General features: G+C 74.3%; 11 protein-coding genes and 1 pseudogene. 6 read left to right on the forward strand and 6 right to left on the reverse strand.

The window, feature by feature from the left end; genetic code table 11:
- Nucleotides 1-116: 116 nt before the first annotated feature.
- On the reverse strand, nucleotides 117-3119 hold the full coding sequence (locus ACZ47G_RS36500; RefSeq protein ID WP_465750290.1) for an ATP-binding protein: 3003 nt from the start codon (nucleotides 3117-3119) through the stop codon (nucleotides 117-119).
- 336 nt (nucleotides 3120-3455) lie between these two features.
- Between ACZ47G_RS36500 and ACZ47G_RS36505 the strand changes: the two genes are divergently transcribed.
- The 3 genes from ACZ47G_RS36505 (at nucleotide 3456) to ACZ47G_RS36515 (ending at nucleotide 6959) form a co-directional block, all read left to right on the forward strand.
- The gene (locus tag ACZ47G_RS36505) at nucleotides 3456-4403 is read left to right on the forward strand and encodes a terpene synthase family protein (RefSeq protein WP_465750292.1); all 948 of its coding nucleotides are present in this window, start codon (nucleotides 3456-3458) and stop codon (nucleotides 4401-4403) included.
- Between the two features lie 452 nt (nucleotides 4404-4855).
- Entirely contained in the window at nucleotides 4856-6379 is a 1524-nt protein-coding gene (exaC, locus tag ACZ47G_RS36510; protein ID WP_465750294.1) for an acetaldehyde dehydrogenase ExaC, read from the forward strand.
- Between the two features lie 256 nt (nucleotides 6380-6635).
- On the forward strand, nucleotides 6636-6959 hold the full coding sequence (locus ACZ47G_RS36515; RefSeq protein WP_380453200.1) for a nuclear transport factor 2 family protein: 324 nt from the start codon (nucleotides 6636-6638) through the stop codon (nucleotides 6957-6959).
- Nucleotides 6960-7035: 76 nt separating this feature from the next.
- Here ACZ47G_RS36515 and ACZ47G_RS36520 read toward each other — a convergent pair whose 3' ends face one another.
- On the reverse strand, nucleotides 7036-8259 hold the full coding sequence (locus ACZ47G_RS36520; protein WP_380453202.1) for a serine hydrolase domain-containing protein: 1224 nt from the start codon (nucleotides 8257-8259) through the stop codon (nucleotides 7036-7038).
- Nucleotides 8260-8344: 85 nt separating this feature from the next.
- Here ACZ47G_RS36520 and ACZ47G_RS36525 point away from each other — a divergent pair, with 85 nt between their 5' ends.
- From ACZ47G_RS36525 to ACZ47G_RS36535, 3 genes are all read left to right on the forward strand, one after another.
- Nucleotides 8345-8863 (forward strand): NUDIX hydrolase, encoded by a 519-nt coding sequence (locus ACZ47G_RS36525; RefSeq protein ID WP_465750297.1) that lies wholly within the window; start codon nucleotides 8345-8347, stop codon nucleotides 8861-8863.
- A 94-nt stretch (nucleotides 8864-8957) separates the two neighbouring features.
- Nucleotides 8958-9881, forward strand: a complete 924-nt coding sequence (locus tag ACZ47G_RS36530) for a TetR/AcrR family transcriptional regulator (protein ID WP_465750299.1) — start codon at nucleotides 8958-8960, stop codon at nucleotides 9879-9881.
- Between the two features lie 139 nt (nucleotides 9882-10020).
- Nucleotides 10021-11865 (forward strand): hypothetical protein, encoded by a 1845-nt coding sequence (locus tag ACZ47G_RS36535; protein WP_465750301.1) that lies wholly within the window; start codon nucleotides 10021-10023, stop codon nucleotides 11863-11865.
- Nucleotides 11866-11965: 100 nt separating this feature from the next.
- Here the strand turns inward: ACZ47G_RS36535 and ACZ47G_RS36540 are convergent, their stop codons facing one another.
- From ACZ47G_RS36540 to ACZ47G_RS36555, 4 genes and pseudogenes are all read right to left on the reverse strand, one after another.
- The gene (locus ACZ47G_RS36540; RefSeq protein WP_465750368.1) at nucleotides 11966-12676 is read right to left on the reverse strand and encodes a TetR/AcrR family transcriptional regulator; all 711 of its coding nucleotides are present in this window, start codon (nucleotides 12674-12676) and stop codon (nucleotides 11966-11968) included.
- A gap of 210 nt (nucleotides 12677-12886) precedes the next feature.
- Nucleotides 12887-13132: pseudogene (locus tag ACZ47G_RS36545) on the reverse strand (GntR family transcriptional regulator); the annotation flags it as partial.
- A gap of 47 nt (nucleotides 13133-13179) precedes the next feature.
- Nucleotides 13180-13890 carry a spermidine synthase family protein gene (locus tag ACZ47G_RS36550; protein WP_465750303.1) on the reverse strand — a complete coding sequence of 237 codons (711 nt, stop codon included), beginning with the start codon at nucleotides 13888-13890 and terminating at the stop codon, nucleotides 13180-13182.
- A 156-nt stretch (nucleotides 13891-14046) separates the two neighbouring features.
- Complete coding sequence (locus ACZ47G_RS36555) at nucleotides 14047-15132, reverse strand: YeiH family protein (protein ID WP_465750370.1); 1086 nt, start codon at nucleotides 15130-15132, stop codon at nucleotides 14047-14049.
- Nucleotides 15133-15141 lie beyond the last annotated feature (9 nt).

Below are 15141 nucleotides of genomic sequence, written 5' to 3' on the forward strand. Positions count from 1 at the left end.
CGTCAGCCTAGCGAGGGCGGCCCCGGCGGGGGCGCTCTCACGCCTCCGCGCGCCGCCCCAACGCCACCGCGAGCTACCGCCCACGGGGCGCCGGTCGGAAGCCACCCCCCGGGCCGCTACGCCCCCGGCTCCTCGCCGCCCCGCTCCGGCCGCAGCCCCAGCGCCGAGGCCAGCCCGTCCGGCCCGGTGCCCGCCTTGCGGTAGACCGCCGCCAACCGCCGGTTGACCAGGCTCAGGTGCACCCCGAGCTCCTCCGCGATCCGCTGCGGCGGCACGCCCTTGACCGCCAGGTCGGCGACCTCCCGCTCCGGCCCGCTGAGCGCCTCCAGCGTCTCCCCGAAGCCGTGCAGCCCCAGCCGGTTGGGCCGCAGGCCGTAGTTGGCCAGCTCCCGCCGGGCACGGTCGACGAGCTTCTCCGCCGAGCAGTGCTGGGCCAGCTCGATGCCCTGGTACAGGTACTCCTGGGCGTCCTCCAGCCGCCCGACCCGGCGCAGCGCGGCACCGAGGTCGACCAGCGCGACGGCGTGCTCGTACCCGGCCGGGGACTGCCCGAGGTGCTCGACCGCCTGCTCCAGCACCTCCACCGCCTGCTGGCCGTCCTCGATCCGCGCCTGCAGCCGCAGCGCGCTGCCGATCGCCGAGGCGGTGCCGAAGTTGCGGGCGTCCCGGACGGCCTTGTGGGCGTAGTCGCGGGCGCGCTCCGGCTCGTCGGCGGAGATCGCGACGGCCAGGTGCCCGGCCCACGGCGCCCAGACGGTGTTGTGCCAGCCGCGGACCTCCAGCTGGGCCCCGGCCTCGGTGAGCGCGGCGGCCGCGCCGGCGTAGCGCTTCTTGGCGACCAGCAGCTTGCCGTACAGCGAGGCGGCGTCCGGCAGCACCATGGCCGTCGCGTGGTACGGCGGGTGGAAGCCGAACTCGTTGGCCAGCTCCCAGGCCTGCTCGACCCGGCCGCGGGCGATCAGGGTGTCCACCAGCACGCCCACGGCGTCCCAGGCCAGCGGCAGCTTGGCGCCGATCCGCTCGGAGATGCGGTAGGCCCGGCCCAGGAAGTCCTCGGCCTCGGCGAGCAGCCCGCGGCGGAACCGGGCCAGCCCCATCAGGAAGTACGCGAAGCCCCGGTGGGCGCCGCTCCAACCGGCCAGCTCGAACTGGATGATGGCGTCCGCGGCCAGCCGCTCGGCCTGGGCGATGCGGTCGTTGTAGATGTACGTGAGGCAGAGCATCGCGGGCAGTTCGAAGCCCCACGTGGTGTCGGTCCAGCCGAGGCCCTTGGGCAGCCGGCCGCCCTCCAGGACTTCGTCGGCGAGCGCGAGCGCCTCGGTGGAGGGCTCGCCGCGCAGGGTGAGGTCCCAGGCACGCATGACGAGCACGGCCCGGTCGGCGGCCTCCCGGCCGGTCAGGTTCTCGTACAGCTCGGCGAGCCGGGCGGAGCGGCCGGGGCCGTCCTCCTCGGACTTGCGGAAGGCGTGCCACATGAACGACGCGGCCTGCAGCCGTTGCCGCCGGACCGGGTCGAGGGTCTGCTCGGCCTCCTTCTGGCAGACCAGCGCGGCCTGGCCCAGTTCGCCGCTGTGGGCGAGCACTTCGGAGAGCCGGAAGGTGGCGTCCACCCGCAGTTCGGGGCGCAGCGGGCCCTCGTCGGGGTCCAGGGCGAGCTTGAGCTGGTTGACGGTGGCGACGGGGTCGGTCAGCAGTGCGGAGCAGCCGAGTTCGTACATCACCTCGGCCTTGATGTCGTCGGCGGGCGGCTCGTTGAGCGCGCGGTGGAGGCAGCGCTGGGCGGCCTCGGGGGCGCCGATCAGCTGGTGTTCGACGGCGGCGCGGCGCAGCTTCTTGACGATCCGGTCGTCGCCCTCGCCGGAGTGGGTCTCGACCAGGTGGCGGGAGGCGGCGAGCAGGCCGAGTCCGGCGTTCTCGATCTCGACGGCGGAGATGCCGTGCATGCCGAGCCGGGTGGCCTCCGGCATGGTGTTGTAGATGGAGCTGGCGATCAGCGGGTGGACGAACTCCAGGTTCCCGTTGGGGGACTGGGTGAGCACGCGCTGCTTGCGCAGCTGCTTGATGGACTCCCGGGCGGCCTCGGCGCTCTGGGTGGAGATCCGGGTGACGAGGTCGATCCGGATGTCGGTGCCCAGCATGGCGCAGGCCCAGGCGAAGCGCAGGGTGGCGGGACCGAGCCGGTCCAGCCAGCTCTTGAGGGTCATCCCGGTGGCGTCGACGGCGAGTTCGCGCAGTTGCCGGGAGTTCTCCTCGACCGGTTCGAGTTCCTGGTCACGGACCTGGTCGAGCAGGGCGACGGCCTCGAAGGGGTTGCCGTTGACGACGTTCCAGAACTCGTAGCAGAAGGCGTCCTCGGCCCGGTCGCCGAGTTCGGCGCGGATCATGTCGGTGACGGAGTTCAGGGTGAGCCGGCTGAGCTCGTGCTTGCGGCTGGCGAGGTTGAGGACGCCCCGGCGCAGGTCCTGGGTCTCGGTGGGCCAGTCGTTCTCGTCCTCGCGGAAGGCGAAGACCAGCAGGACGGGCAGTTCGCCGGACCGGACGGCGAACTTGGCGAGCCAGGAGAGCGATTCGGCGTCCGCCCAGTGCAGGTCGTCGACGATCATCACCATCGGCGCGCGGCGCGGGGCGAGCTGGGTGAGCACGTAGTCCAGGCCGTCGCGCACGCCCTGGGGATCGAGGCGGCGGGCGCCGGCCTTGGGCTGCTTGAGGCCCATGGCCGGTCCGACGACCTCCTCCCAGGTGCCCATGACCTGGCCGAACTCGTCGGGCTCCAGCCGGGTCAGGACGGGCTGGAGGAGCTGGCGCAGCACGTGGTACGGCTCTTTGAACTGCCGTTCGCCGCCGCGGGCGAACAGCACGGTGGCGCCCTCGCGCAGGCTGGCGATCCGCCGGACCTCGTGCAGCAGGCTGGTCTTGCCGATGCCGGGGCGGCCGGAGAAGGCGAGCAGTTCGCCGATCTCGGTGCCGCCGGCGGCGAACTCGCGGCAGAGCCGGTCGACGGCGGCCTCCACGGAGCGCAGTTCGGTGTCGCGGTCGCGCAGCCGGATCCGGGGGGCGGGATCGTCCTCGTTCCGCTCGGAACCGGTTCCCGTCCGAAGTTCGTTGCCCTGATCGGTCACCGACGTGCCTCCGCCTCACCCGCTCGCGGCACGGCTCCACCCGTCGCGCGCGCGGAGCCGGTCCATCACTGTTCGTGGAGCCGAGGTTAGCGCCGCGTTCGGCCGACTGTGCGGCATTCGCGCAGGCTGGGGCGGACGGCGAGGGTTCGGACGGCTTGCCAAGGGCAATTGCCCTATATCCCTAACGTCCGATCATTGCATCAGATACCCTACGGCCCGCGAGGTGCGGATGATCTTGCGCACCCACCCTCACCCTGTGCGCCTCGCCGCGTCAACTCCCCCACGCCCAGTGATCGAACCACAAGCGCCCCCACCCACCGCTGCACCGGGAGTCCGATGTCTGACGACACCTCACTTCAGATTCCGTTCCCGCACCGACGCAGTCCGCACGGTCGGTACGCCACCGCCCTGCACCGCGACTGGCTGATCCGCCACCCGCTGCTCCCCGACGCCGATCACCCCGGCTACGCCCACTGGGAGGTGGTGGACCTCGCCGCGCTCGGCTACCCGGACGCCGGACCGGACGAACTCGCCCTGGCGGCCGACCTGATGGGCTTCTACTTCCTCTTCGACGACCAGTTCGACGGCCCGCTCGGCCGCCGCCCCACCGAGGTCGCCCCGATCTGCGAACGGCTGATCGCCGTCCTGCACGGCGCCCGCCCCGACCAGCGCTCCCCGGTGGAGACCGCCTTCGCCGACCTCTGGAGCCGCAGCGTGCGCGGCATGCCCGCCCGCTGGCAGGCCCGCGCCGCCTACAACTGGGAGTACTACTTCGCCAGCCACCCGGCCGAGGCGGCGGGCCGGATCTCCACCCGGCCACCGGACCGGGACGGCTACCTGGAGCTCAGACGGGGCACCGCGGCCATGGAGACGATCTTCGACATGGTCGAACGGCTCGGCCAGTTCGAGGTCCCCGCCTCCGTCCTGCACCACCCGGTGCTGCGTCAACTCCGGCAGCTGGCGGCCGACATACCGTCACTCAGCAACGACGTGCGCTCCTTCCCGCTGGAAGCCCCGCGCGGTGACGTCAACAACCTGGTCATGATCGTCCAGCGCGAGCGCCGCTGCTCGGCCGAGGAGGCCTGCTCCGCGGTCATGGCGGAGGCCCAGCTGATGGTCGAGCGCTGCGCCGAGCTGCACGAGCGACTCCCGGACGTCTACCGGGAGTTGGGGCTGTCCAGGATCGAACGCGCGATCGCCCAGCGGTACGCCGACGGACTGCTGACCTGGCTGGCCGGCTACCTGAGCTGGGAGGCCCGCACCGGCCGGTACCACGCGGTCTGACCCGGCCCCCGACCGTCCGCGCGCCGGCGTCCGAGGCCGTCAGACGCCGCCCGCCGGCCTCCGGTGCCGTCCGGGACGGCGCGGCGCGACCTGCCGCGCGCCGCCCCGGTCCGACGCGATCCGGCGCGACCCGATGCGCGCGCCCCCGCGCCCTGATGCACGCCCGGGGTCCGCGCACCGGCGCACGCGCCCCCCGCGCACGCCCGGGCCCGCAGCGTCCGGCTCAGCGACATCCGGAACGCACACCGTCCGTACGAGCCGGTGATACGGACCGTAGCCGCACCGCGCGCCCGGCGGTTATCGTGCTCGTCGGCGGGCGCCCCGGCGGGGCGCCGGCCCGACTGCGTGTCCGCACCCTCCCGCCGGACCGCCCCCGACCGGGCGGCGGTCCGGCGTGCCGCCCCCGCCCGATCGGCGCCGGGGGCGCCCGACGTCGCGAGGAGACACAGAGCATGACGGTCTACCAGCCCCCCGGCGCACCCGGCAGCATCGTCGCCTACCGCTCCCGGTACGACCACTGGATAGCCGGCGGCTGGAAGCCCCCGGTGCGCGGCGAGTACTTCGGCGACCCGACCCCGGTCACCGGCGAGGTCTTCACCGAGGTCGCCCGCGGCACCGCCGAGGACATCGAGGCCGCCCTCGACGCGGCCCACGCCGCCGCCCCGGCCTGGGGCCGCACCTCCGCCGCCGAGCGGGCGCAGGTGCTGCTGCGGATCGCCGACCGGATGGAGGCCAACCTGGAGCAACTGGCCGTCGCCGAGAGCTGGGAGAACGGCAAGCCGGTCCGCGAGACGCTGGCCGCCGACCTCCCGCTCGCCGTCGACCACCTGCGCTACTTCGCCGGCGCGCTGCGGGCCCAGGAGGGCAGCCTCTCCCAGCTCGACGAGGACACCGTGGCGTACCACTTCCACGAGCCGCTGGGCGTGGTCGGCCAGATCATCCCGTGGAACTTCCCGATCCTGATGGCGATCTGGAAGATCGCCCCGGCGCTCGCGGCCGGCAACGCGGTGGTCCTCAAGCCCGCCGAGCAGACCCCGGCCTCGGTGCTGCTGCTGGCCGAGCTGACCGCCGACCTGGTCCCGCCGGGCGTGCTCAACATCGTCACCGGCTTCGGCGAGGAGGCCGGCGCCCCGCTGGCCGCCAGCACCCGGGTCCGCAAGCTCGCCTTCACCGGCGAGACCGGCACCGGCCGACTGATCGCCCGCGCCGCCGCCGACAACCTGATCCCGGCGACCCTGGAGCTCGGCGGCAAGAGCCCCAACCTGTTCTTCGCCGACGTCGCCACCGCCGACGACGCCTTCTACGACAAGGCCGTCGAGGGCTTCGCGATGTTCGCCCTCAACCAGGGCGAGGTCTGCACCTGCCCCAGCCGCGCGCTGATCGAGACCCCGGTCTACGAGCGGCTGCTCGGCGACGGCCTGGCCCGGGTACGCGCGATGCGCCAGGGCAACCCGCTGGACACCGAGACCCAGGTCGGCGCGCAGGCCAGTGCCGAGCAGCTGAAGAAGATCCTCTCCTACTTCGAGATCGGCCAGGCCGAGGGCGCCAAGGTGCTGGTCGGCGGCGAGCGGGCGGACCTCGGCGGCTCGCTGGCCGGCGGGTACTACGTGACGCCGACGGTCTTCGAGGGCGTCAACAGCATGCGGGTCTTCCAGGAGGAGATCTTCGGGCCGGTCGTCTCGGTCACCCGCTTCGACGGCTTCGACGAGGCGGTCGCGCTCGCCAACGACACCCAGTACGGGCTCGGCGCCGGCGTGTGGACCCGCAACATCAACACCGCCCACCGGGCCGGGCGCGCCATCCAGGCGGGCCGGGTCTGGACGAACTGCTACCACGCCTACCCGGCGCACGCGGCCTTCGGCGGCTACAAGAACTCCGGCATCGGGCGGGAGAACCACAAGGCGCTGCTGGAGCACTACCAGCAGACCAAGAACCTGCTGGTCAGCTACTCCCCCGACGCGGTCGGCTTCTTCTAGGCCGGCCCCCGGACGGAAGCCCGGTTCCCCGGACGGAAAACCGGTTCCCCGGACAGAAAGTGGAGCGGGAGACCTCGTCCGGCCTCCCGCTCCACCGCCACTCCCCGTGGCGGGTCTACCGGGCAAATCACCCGTTGCGGGATCTAAGCACATGAATCCCCCGATTTCCCCGACGCGCCGCCGACATGCCCGGACGGCCCGCGCGAACGCCGTAGACAGGACTCCCCGTTCCGCAACCCCTCCCAGGGAGTCCGGTATGACCATCGCCCCCGCCAAGCTCACCGACCCCGCCGTACGCGCCTTCGTGATCGCCATCAACGCCGGCGACCGCGACGCCTTCACCGCCGCCCTCACCCCCGGCGCGACCATGTCCGACGACGGCTCCGACCGCGACCTCGCCGACTGGACCGAGCGGGAGATCTTCTCCTCGCGCGGCCGCATGGCCGTCCAGACCGAGTCGGACGGCGGCCACGCGCTGGTCGCCGAGTTCACCAACGACACCTGGGGCGCGATGCGCACCGCCTGGCGCTTCACGGTCGACGGCGGGAAGATCAGCCGCTTCGAGACCGGCCAGGCCTGACCCTGAGCCCTGAACCCTGAGCCCTGGGGCCTGAGCCCTGAGCCCTGGGCCCGGAGCCGAAGGCCTGACGCCCGGGCTAGACGCTCAGCCCCAGGCACCCCCGCACCGCGCGGATCAGGTTGCGCGACCGCACGTCCCCGGTGACGCCCGGCTGCATGCCGTTGGTGACGTAACCGAAGCCGAGCCCGAGCTCCGGGTCGGCGAAGCCCAGCGAACCGCCCCGGCCCGGGTGGCCGAAGCTCGCCGGGGAGGCCATCGGCGCGGTCGGCCCGTGCCGCCAGAAGCCCAGGCCGAAGGTGGAGTTGACGATCAGCACCCGGTCCGGGCCGTTCACCGCCGGCCCGACCGCGCGGGCCAGCACCTCCGGGCCGAACAGCGGCGGCAGCAGCGCGCCGGAGCCGTCCGGGCGGTCGGCCTCGCCGATCAGCGCCGCGTAGAACCGGGCCACCGAGCGGGCGGTGCCGATGCCGTTCGCACCGGGGATCTCGGCGGCCTGCACCGCCGGGTCGTTCATGTTCACCCCGGGCAGCACCGAGGCGAAGGCCCGGGCGGTCAGCGAGGTCGGGTCCTGGTAGGCGTCCTGGACGGACTGCTTGGGCCGCAGCCGCAACCCGCTCGGGCCGGTCCGGGCCGCCTCCGGGGCGGGCAGGTCGACCAGCTTGCCGACCCTGGGCGCGGCGGCGGCCGGCAGTCCGATCCACAGGTCCAGCCCGAACGGCCGGGCGATCTCCTCTGCGAAGTACTGTCCGATCGTCCGACCGCTCACCCGGCGCACCACCTCACCGACCAGCCAGCCGAAGGTGTACGGGTGGTAACCGTGCGCCGTCCCCGGCTCCCAGGCGGGCTCCTGCGCGGCCACCGCGGCGACGGCGCGCTCCCACGTCAGCACGTCCTCCAGGCGCAGCGGCACGTCCAGCGCCGGCACTCCGGCCTGGTGCGACAGCAGCCAGCGCACCGGCACCGCCTCCTTGCCGGCCGCCTTGAACTCCGGCCAGTACGAGGACACCGGCGCGTCCAGGTCGAGCAGTCCGCGCTCGGCCAGCAGCAGCGCGGTCGCCGCGCTCAGACCCTTGGTGACCGAGCGCAGCACCTGGGCGGTGTCCGCCGTCCAGGGCACCGCGGGCGCGGGCCGCCCGCCGACCTCGGGCCGGGCGTCACCGCCCCACAGGTCGACCACCTTGCGGCCGCGCAGGTACAGCGCGAAGGCCGCGCCCAGTTCGCCGTACTCCGCGAAGTTCCGCGCGAAGGCCTCCCGTACGGGCTCGAATCCCTCGGCCGTCTCGCCCCAGATCTCCACCACCGCGTGCCGCCCTCAGGTCGCTCGTCGCCGCCGAATCGATCGGTCCCGCGTTCGAAGCGGGCCCCGAAACCCTAACCTGTCGTCCATGACCAACCCTTCCGAAGAGCTGCTGGACGTCGTCGACGACAACGACCGGGTGATCGGGACGGCGCAGCGCGGGGAGGTGTACCGGCAGGGCCTGACCCACCGCTGCGTCTTCGTCATGGTCCGCGACCGGGCCGGCCGGATCTTCGTCCACCGCCGCACCGGCACCAAGCTGTTCTCCCCCGGGGCGTACGACATGTTCGTCGGCGGCGTGGTCGGCTCCGGCGAGACCTATGCCGAGGCCGCCGTCCGCGAGGCCGAGGAGGAGCTCGGCGTGCGGGGCATCGCCCCGCGCCCGCTCTTCAAGTTCCTGTTCCGGGAGCCCGACGGCGGCAGGCTCTCCTGGTGGTGCGACATGTACGAGGCGGAGTGGGACGGCCCGGTCTCCCCCCAGGAGTCCGAGGTCGCCTGGCACGCCTGGCTCACCCCGGCCGAACTGTCCGAGCGCCTCGCCCGCGACACCTTCGTCGCCGACGGCCTGGAGGCGTACCGCCGGTACCTGGAGCTCCGCGCCGAATAGCCGGGGCCCGGCCGTCCCCTTCCGGCCGCCCGGCCGGGAACCGGCAGGACAGGCCGCATGGGCCCGCGGACGGCCGCCGGATAGGCTGACGCGCATGGCCTCCCGCACGCCGTCGCCGACGGCCGACCGCGCAGCACGGACCGCCGCCGCACCCGACCGGGGAACCGCACCCGGCCCGGGAGCCGCCGCCGACCGGCCGCGGCGCCGGCTCAGCGTGGACGAACGGCGCGAGCAGCTGATCGCCGTGGCGCTGGAGCTGTTCAGCCGGCGCCCACCGGAGGAGGTGTCGATCGACGACATCGCCGCCGCCGCGGGCGCCTCCCGGCCGCTGGTGTACCACTACTTCCCGGGCAAGCAGGCGCTGTACGAGGCGTCCCTGCGGCGCGCCGGGCGGGAGCTCTCGGCACGGTTCGAGGAGCCGATGGAGGGCCCGCTCTCGGAGCGGCTGTACCGGGTGATGGGCCGCTACCTGGACTTCGTGCAGAGCCACGGGCCGGGCTTCGCCGCGCTGCTGCGGGGCGGCTCGGTGGCGGCCAGCGCGGGCACCTCGGCGGTGATCGACGACGTGCGCCGGGCCGCGCACGACCAGATCCTCGCCCACCTGGCGATCCCCTCCCCGAGCCCCGGGCTGCGGCTCGCCGTCCGGGCCTGGATCGCCAACGCCGAGATCACCTCGCTGGAGTGGCTGGCCGAGCGGTCGGTCCCGCTGGAGGAGCTGCAGCTGCACCTGGTGCAGGAGTTCGTCGCCTCGCTCACCCTCACCGCCGCCCGGGAGCCCGCGCTGGCCGCCGAGCTGGCCTCGTTCTTCGCCGACGAGCGGCCCGACGGGCCGTCCGGGCGGCTGGTCCGGGACCTCGCCGGACTGTTCGCCGTCCCCGGCATCCTGGACGCGCTCACCGCACTGGCCACGGCAGCGCCGTCCACCGAGCCACCGGCCACCGAGCCGCCAGCCACCTGGCCCGTGGACGAACCGTCCGCCCAGGCCACCGAGGGTCCCGCCGAGGTCTCCTCGGAGTGATCATCGGGTGATCCTGCGGTTCGGTGACGACGGTGGGCTCTGATAGGAATGGGCAGGGACCTGACGGACCGCCGCCCGGGCGGGCCCGGTCCCACCCGAACCACCGACAGCAGACGGAGCAGAGCGGGGGGCTCACCAGTTGACCCAGGACGTCCAGTTCAGTGCGGAGGCCAACCCCTTCGCGGCAGCCGAGCAGGTCTGCGCCACCCTCGGCACGCTCACCGACGCCCTCTTCGACGAGCACACCTCGCGCCACCCGGCGGTCGCGCTGAGCAGCCCGAAACCGGCTGAACACCCCGCCGCCGAGGCGCTGTTCGGCCTGCCGATGGCGCCCAACGGGCCGGTGCACCAGGCCCTCGACGGGCTCGGCACGGTGATCACCGCCGGAACGGCCCGGCCCGGCAGCGGCACACGCGTCGCCGACCGGGTCACCGCCGCCCTGGACAATCGCTACGGCGGCGGCGCGGTGCGCGGCGCCATCGCCGACCGGGGCACCACCTCGGCCGCGCTGTTCCAGCTGCCCGTCACCGGCGAGTTCGCCGACGCCAAGCTGCGCCCGTCGTTCGCCCCGGCGCTGGCCGCCCTCGCGGCCGGGCAGCAGACCCGGCGGGCGGTCGAACTGGCCACCGGCGCGGGCGCCGAAGTCCGGCTGGTCGTCCCCCCGGGCTTCCACGCGCTCACCTCCCCCGGCGGACCGGCCGGGGCCTCGGCCCGTACGGTGCCCGCGCTCCCGCACGACGGCGACCACGCCCCGGACGGCGACGGCGCCGGCGCCGACCGGGCCACCGTGGCGGCGGCCGCCGAGCTGACCGGCCACCTGGCCGAGGTCGCCGACGAGCTGTTCAGCGCCACCGGCCGGGAGCCGCGCCGCGACTTCGCGGTGATCGCCGCGACCCTGACCGACCTGATCCAGGACGCGGGCGTCCGCTACGCGGGCGTGTGCGCCCTGGACCTCGACGGGCGCGCCTCCGAGGCCACCCTGGTCATCTCGCTCGCCCGGCACCCGCTGCCGATCACCGCGCTCGCCACCGAACTGGCCACCGTCCGGCGGCACGCCGAGGTCTGGACGGTCCTGCTGCCGGCCGGGCCGGCCGCCGTCCTGGTCGAGGGACGGACCGTCCCGGTGCCCGGGGCGCTGGCGGCCGACGGACAGCGCCGCTGGGTGGTCACCTCCGCCGTCGAGGCCTTCGTGCCGCTGCCGGACAGCGGGACGGTGCTGTGCGCCCAGCTGTCCACGGCCCGGCCGGAGGACTGGGAGTTCTACACGGAGGCGTTCGCGGAGCTGCTGAAGAGCATCCAGTTCGGCTGGGACGGCGAGCCGGTCGCGACATCGGGCGCGCCCGCCGCTCCGGCGGTGGAGGAGACCGTCGCGGAGCCCGTCGCGGAGCCGGCCACCGAGCCGGCCACCGAGCCGGCCACCGAGCCGGCCACCGAGCCGGAGGAGCTGCCGGTGCACCTGCGCGGCACTCCGGTGCGGATCCCGCCCGCCGACTTCAACCCCTTCGCGCCCGTCGCCGAGGAGGCGGCACCGGCCGCCCCGGTGGGCGGGGCGGAGCCGGCTCCCCGCAAGGGCACTCCGGTGATGATCCCCCCGCCGGACTTCGACCCCTTCGGCATCGCGGGCACCCCCGCAGCCACGAACGACCCCGCCGCCCAGCCCGCCGCAGGCACGGCGGCTCCGGACCCGTTCGGGACGACGGTCGCCTCCGAGCAGAAGCCCGACCCCTTCGGCACCACCGTCGCCGCCCAGGGCCCGGCCGTCCCGCCACCGCCCACCACCCCGCCGCTGGTCCCTGCCCAGGCCGCGCCGGTGGCGTCCGCCGCGACGGGCGGGGCGGAACCGGCTCCCCGCAAGGGCACTCCGGTGATGATCCCCCCGCCGGACTTCGACCCCTTCGGGATCTCCGGCGCCCCCATGACGACGGACGCACCGGAGGCAGCGGCCGAGGCCGCCGCGGAACCGGAGCACCGGCCGTTCGGCTGACGGCCGGCGAGCAGCCCGCAACGAGTAACAGCTGACAACTAACAGATTTCAGATTTCGTTCGCTGAAATCCGTTAGTTGTCAGCTGTTACCTGTCGGCTGTCACCCGTCCCCTCCCGCCCTCCCCCACGCCTCGATCAACGCCCCCACCCCGTCCAGCATCCGCGCCAGCCCGAACTCGAACAGCGCTCCCAGGCTCAGGTCGATCTCCGGCCCCCGGTTCAGCGCGTCGAACATCGGGAACCGCTCCGGGTCCGACATCAACCGGTCATGGTCCTCGTCGCCCAGCCGGTCCATCCACTCGTCCGCGGACAACCCGCTGTCCTGCTCGGCCTGTGCCTCCCGCTCGAAGTGGACCGCCAGCCCACAGGTGAAGGCCGCCAGACTGACCGAGGCCTGGGCCATCTCCTCCCCGCTCAGTCCCGTCCCCACCAGCGCCGCCATCGCCCGCTCGGTGTGCAACGCAGCGTCCGGCGCCAGCACCGGCCGGGTGAACGACATCGTGGACGCCAGCCACGGGTGGGCCCGGTAGATCCGCCACTGCAGCCGGGAGACCTCCTCCAGCCCCGTCCGCCAGTCCGGCACCGGCCCCTCGGGGATCGGCTGATCACCGAAGACCTTGTCCATCATCAGCCGCAACAGCTCGTCCTTGCCGGGCACATGACGGTAGAGCGACATCGTCGCGACGCCCAGCTCGGTGGCGACCCGGCGCATCGACAGCGCCGCCAGCCCCTCCGCGTCGGCCACCCGCACCGCCGCCGCGACGATCCGCTCCCGGCCGAGGTCCCGCTCCCCGCCCTTGGCCCGCCGCACCCCCGCCCCGGCCGTCGCACCGGTCGGCCCGACCCCGCCCGTCGAACCAGTCGGACCCGCCGCAGCCGCCGCCCGCCCCGCCTCCCGAACCGGAGCAGAAGCCGCGCCCGCACCCGGACCCGCCGCAGCTGCCGCCGCCGGAACAGAACCCGCAGCCCCGCCAGAAGCCACAGCCGCAGTCGGCGCCGACGTCGCCTCCACCACCGTCCCCACCCCCGGCACGGCCCGCACCAACCCCTCCTCCCGGAGCCGGTTGAGCACCTTGGTCGCGGTGGCCATCGCCACGCCCCACTCCCGCATGATCCGCCGGGTCGACGGCACCCGGGCGCCAGGCTTCAGCTCCCCTGCCGCGATCCGGCGTCGAAGCTCGTCCGTGATCCGCTCCGAAGGCGTCCCGCCGTCCACCACACCCACCACCGCCCGCTCGACCGACCGCACTAGTGCACCGCAGCGCACACGCTAGCAGTCGGCCCGCCCCCAACGAGCGTGAGCGGCAAGCCCGTTCAGCCGCCGCGCCGCGCCAGGTGCACCACGTCCGGCACCCCCCGGCTGACCGGGATCTCCCGGGTGACGACGTCCGAGAACCCGGCGGCCCGCAGCGCCTCCTCGAAGTCCGGCGACGGCTGGGCGCTCCACACCGCCAGCACCCCGCCCGGCTGCAGCCGGTGCCACAGCACGGCGAGCCCGTCGGCCCCGTAGAGACCGGAGTTGGAGTCGGTGACGGTCCAGTCCGGCCCGTTGTCGATGTCCAGGCACAGCGCGTGGTAGCGCTCACCGTCGGCCGCCGCCAGGTACTCCAGCAGGTCGGTGTGGAGCACCGCGACCCGCTCGTCGTCCAGCGCACCGGCCGAGTAGGCGCCCAGCGGGCCGGAGCGGTGCCACTCGATGATCGCGCTCTCCCGCTCGACGACCGCGATCCGCCCCCAGCGCGGCTCGGCCACCGCGTACGCGAGCGAGAAGCCGACCCCGAGCCCGCCGATCAGCACCGACGGCGCGGCCACGCCCTCCCCGGTGCGGTCCAGCTCGTCCAGCGCCGCCTGGACCAGCAGCCGCTCGGAGCGCCCGTCCGCGGTGTCCATCAGGAAGCAGCCGTTGGCGATGATCTCGTGGTGCCGTCCGCGCTGCCGCAGTACCACCTCGCCGTACGGGCCCTCCCGCCGGTCGAGCGTGACGACGGCCTCGTGGCCGTCCCGTTCGGGCAGTGCGGTGGTCATGCATCCTCCTCGACTGACTCGGCAACTGGCTCGTCCCCGTAGGGACGATCACCCGCCCGACAATAACCGAGTCCGCGGCGGCCGGGCCCGCGAACGAGCCGGGCCGGAACGAGCCGGGCCCACGAAGGGGCCCGGCCCGCCCGCACGCCGCCCCCGTCAGGTCGTGATCAGCACCCCCGCGTACGACACGCCCGCGACGACCACCCACGAGCCGAGGCCGAGCAGCGCGATCCGCCCGCCGGTCCGCGCCATGGTCGGCAGGTGCACCGCACTGCCGAGCCCGAACAGCGCGGCGGCCAGCAGCAGTTCCTGCGCGTCCCCGGCCAGGGTGAGCGCCCGGTCGGGCAGCACCCCGGTGGTCCGCAGCACGATCATCGCCAGGAACCCGGCGACGAACAGCGGCACGATCGGCGGCCGGCTGCCGGCCTTCGCCCCACCGCCCGCACCGGCCTCACCCGCGACACCGTCCACGGCACCCGCGCGCGCAGGGCGCAGGTTGCGCCGCGCCACCACCGCCACGCCCGCGACCAGCGGTGCCAGCAGCACCACCCGCATCAGCTTGACCAGCACGGCCTCACGCAGCGCGCCGGGCCCGCCGGTCTGCGCGGTGGCGACCACCTGCCCCACGTCGTGCACGCTCGCCCCGACCCAGCGCCCGAACTCGATCTCACCGAGCCCCAGCGGGTGTTGCAGCAGCGGCAGTACGGCGATCGCCAGCGTCCCGCACAGGGTGACCAGCGCGACCGAGGAGGCGACGTCCTCCTCCTCGCTGCCGGCCGCCTGGCTGACCGCGCCGATCGCCGAGGCCCCGCAGATCGAGTAGCCGGTGGCGACCAGCAGCGGCTGGTCCCCGGGCAGTCCGAGCTTCCGGCCGAGCCACATCGTGCCGGCGAAGGTGGCGGAGACCACGGTGAGCACCATGGCGACGGTGGCCCAGCCGAGGCCGAGCACGTCGTTCAGGCTGAGCTTGAGCCCGAGCAGCACGATCCCGAGCCGCATCAGCCGCTTCCCGGCGGTGGACAGCCCGGGCCTGGCGACCCCGCGGACCACCGGGCGCAGCCCGGGCAGATGGGCCGCCGCCATGCCGAGCACGACGGCGGCGGTGAGCTTGGGCACGGCCGGGACGGCCGCGTGGACGGCGATCGCGGCGGCCACCCCGACCGCCGCGAGCAGCAGGCCGGGGGCGTCCCCGCCGAGCGGGGGAAGTGGGCGGGTGCGGGTGGCCCGCTCCCGGAGGGTCAGTGACACGCC

It is taken from the genome of Kitasatospora sp. NPDC030952, from assembly GCF_055571335.1.

What these genes read in the sequence shown, in the direction of transcription:
- ACZ47G_RS36550 (WP_465750303.1), bottom strand. Translation starts at nt 13,890, where the DNA reads ATGACCACCGCACTGCCCGAACGGGACGGCCACGAGGCCGTCGTCACG.
- exaC (WP_465750294.1), top strand. Translation starts at nt 4,856, where the DNA reads ATGACGGTCTACCAGCCCCCCGGCGCACCCGGCAGCATCGTCGCCTAC.
- ACZ47G_RS36525 (WP_465750297.1), top strand. Translation starts at nt 8,345, where the DNA reads ATGACCAACCCTTCCGAAGAGCTGCTGGACGTCGTCGACGACAACGAC.
- ACZ47G_RS36505 (WP_465750292.1), top strand. Translation starts at nt 3,456, where the DNA reads ATGTCTGACGACACCTCACTTCAGATTCCGTTCCCGCACCGACGCAGT.
- ACZ47G_RS36515 (WP_380453200.1), top strand. Translation starts at nt 6,636, where the DNA reads ATGACCATCGCCCCCGCCAAGCTCACCGACCCCGCCGTACGCGCCTTC.
- ACZ47G_RS36530 (WP_465750299.1), top strand. Translation starts at nt 8,958, where the DNA reads ATGGCCTCCCGCACGCCGTCGCCGACGGCCGACCGCGCAGCACGGACC.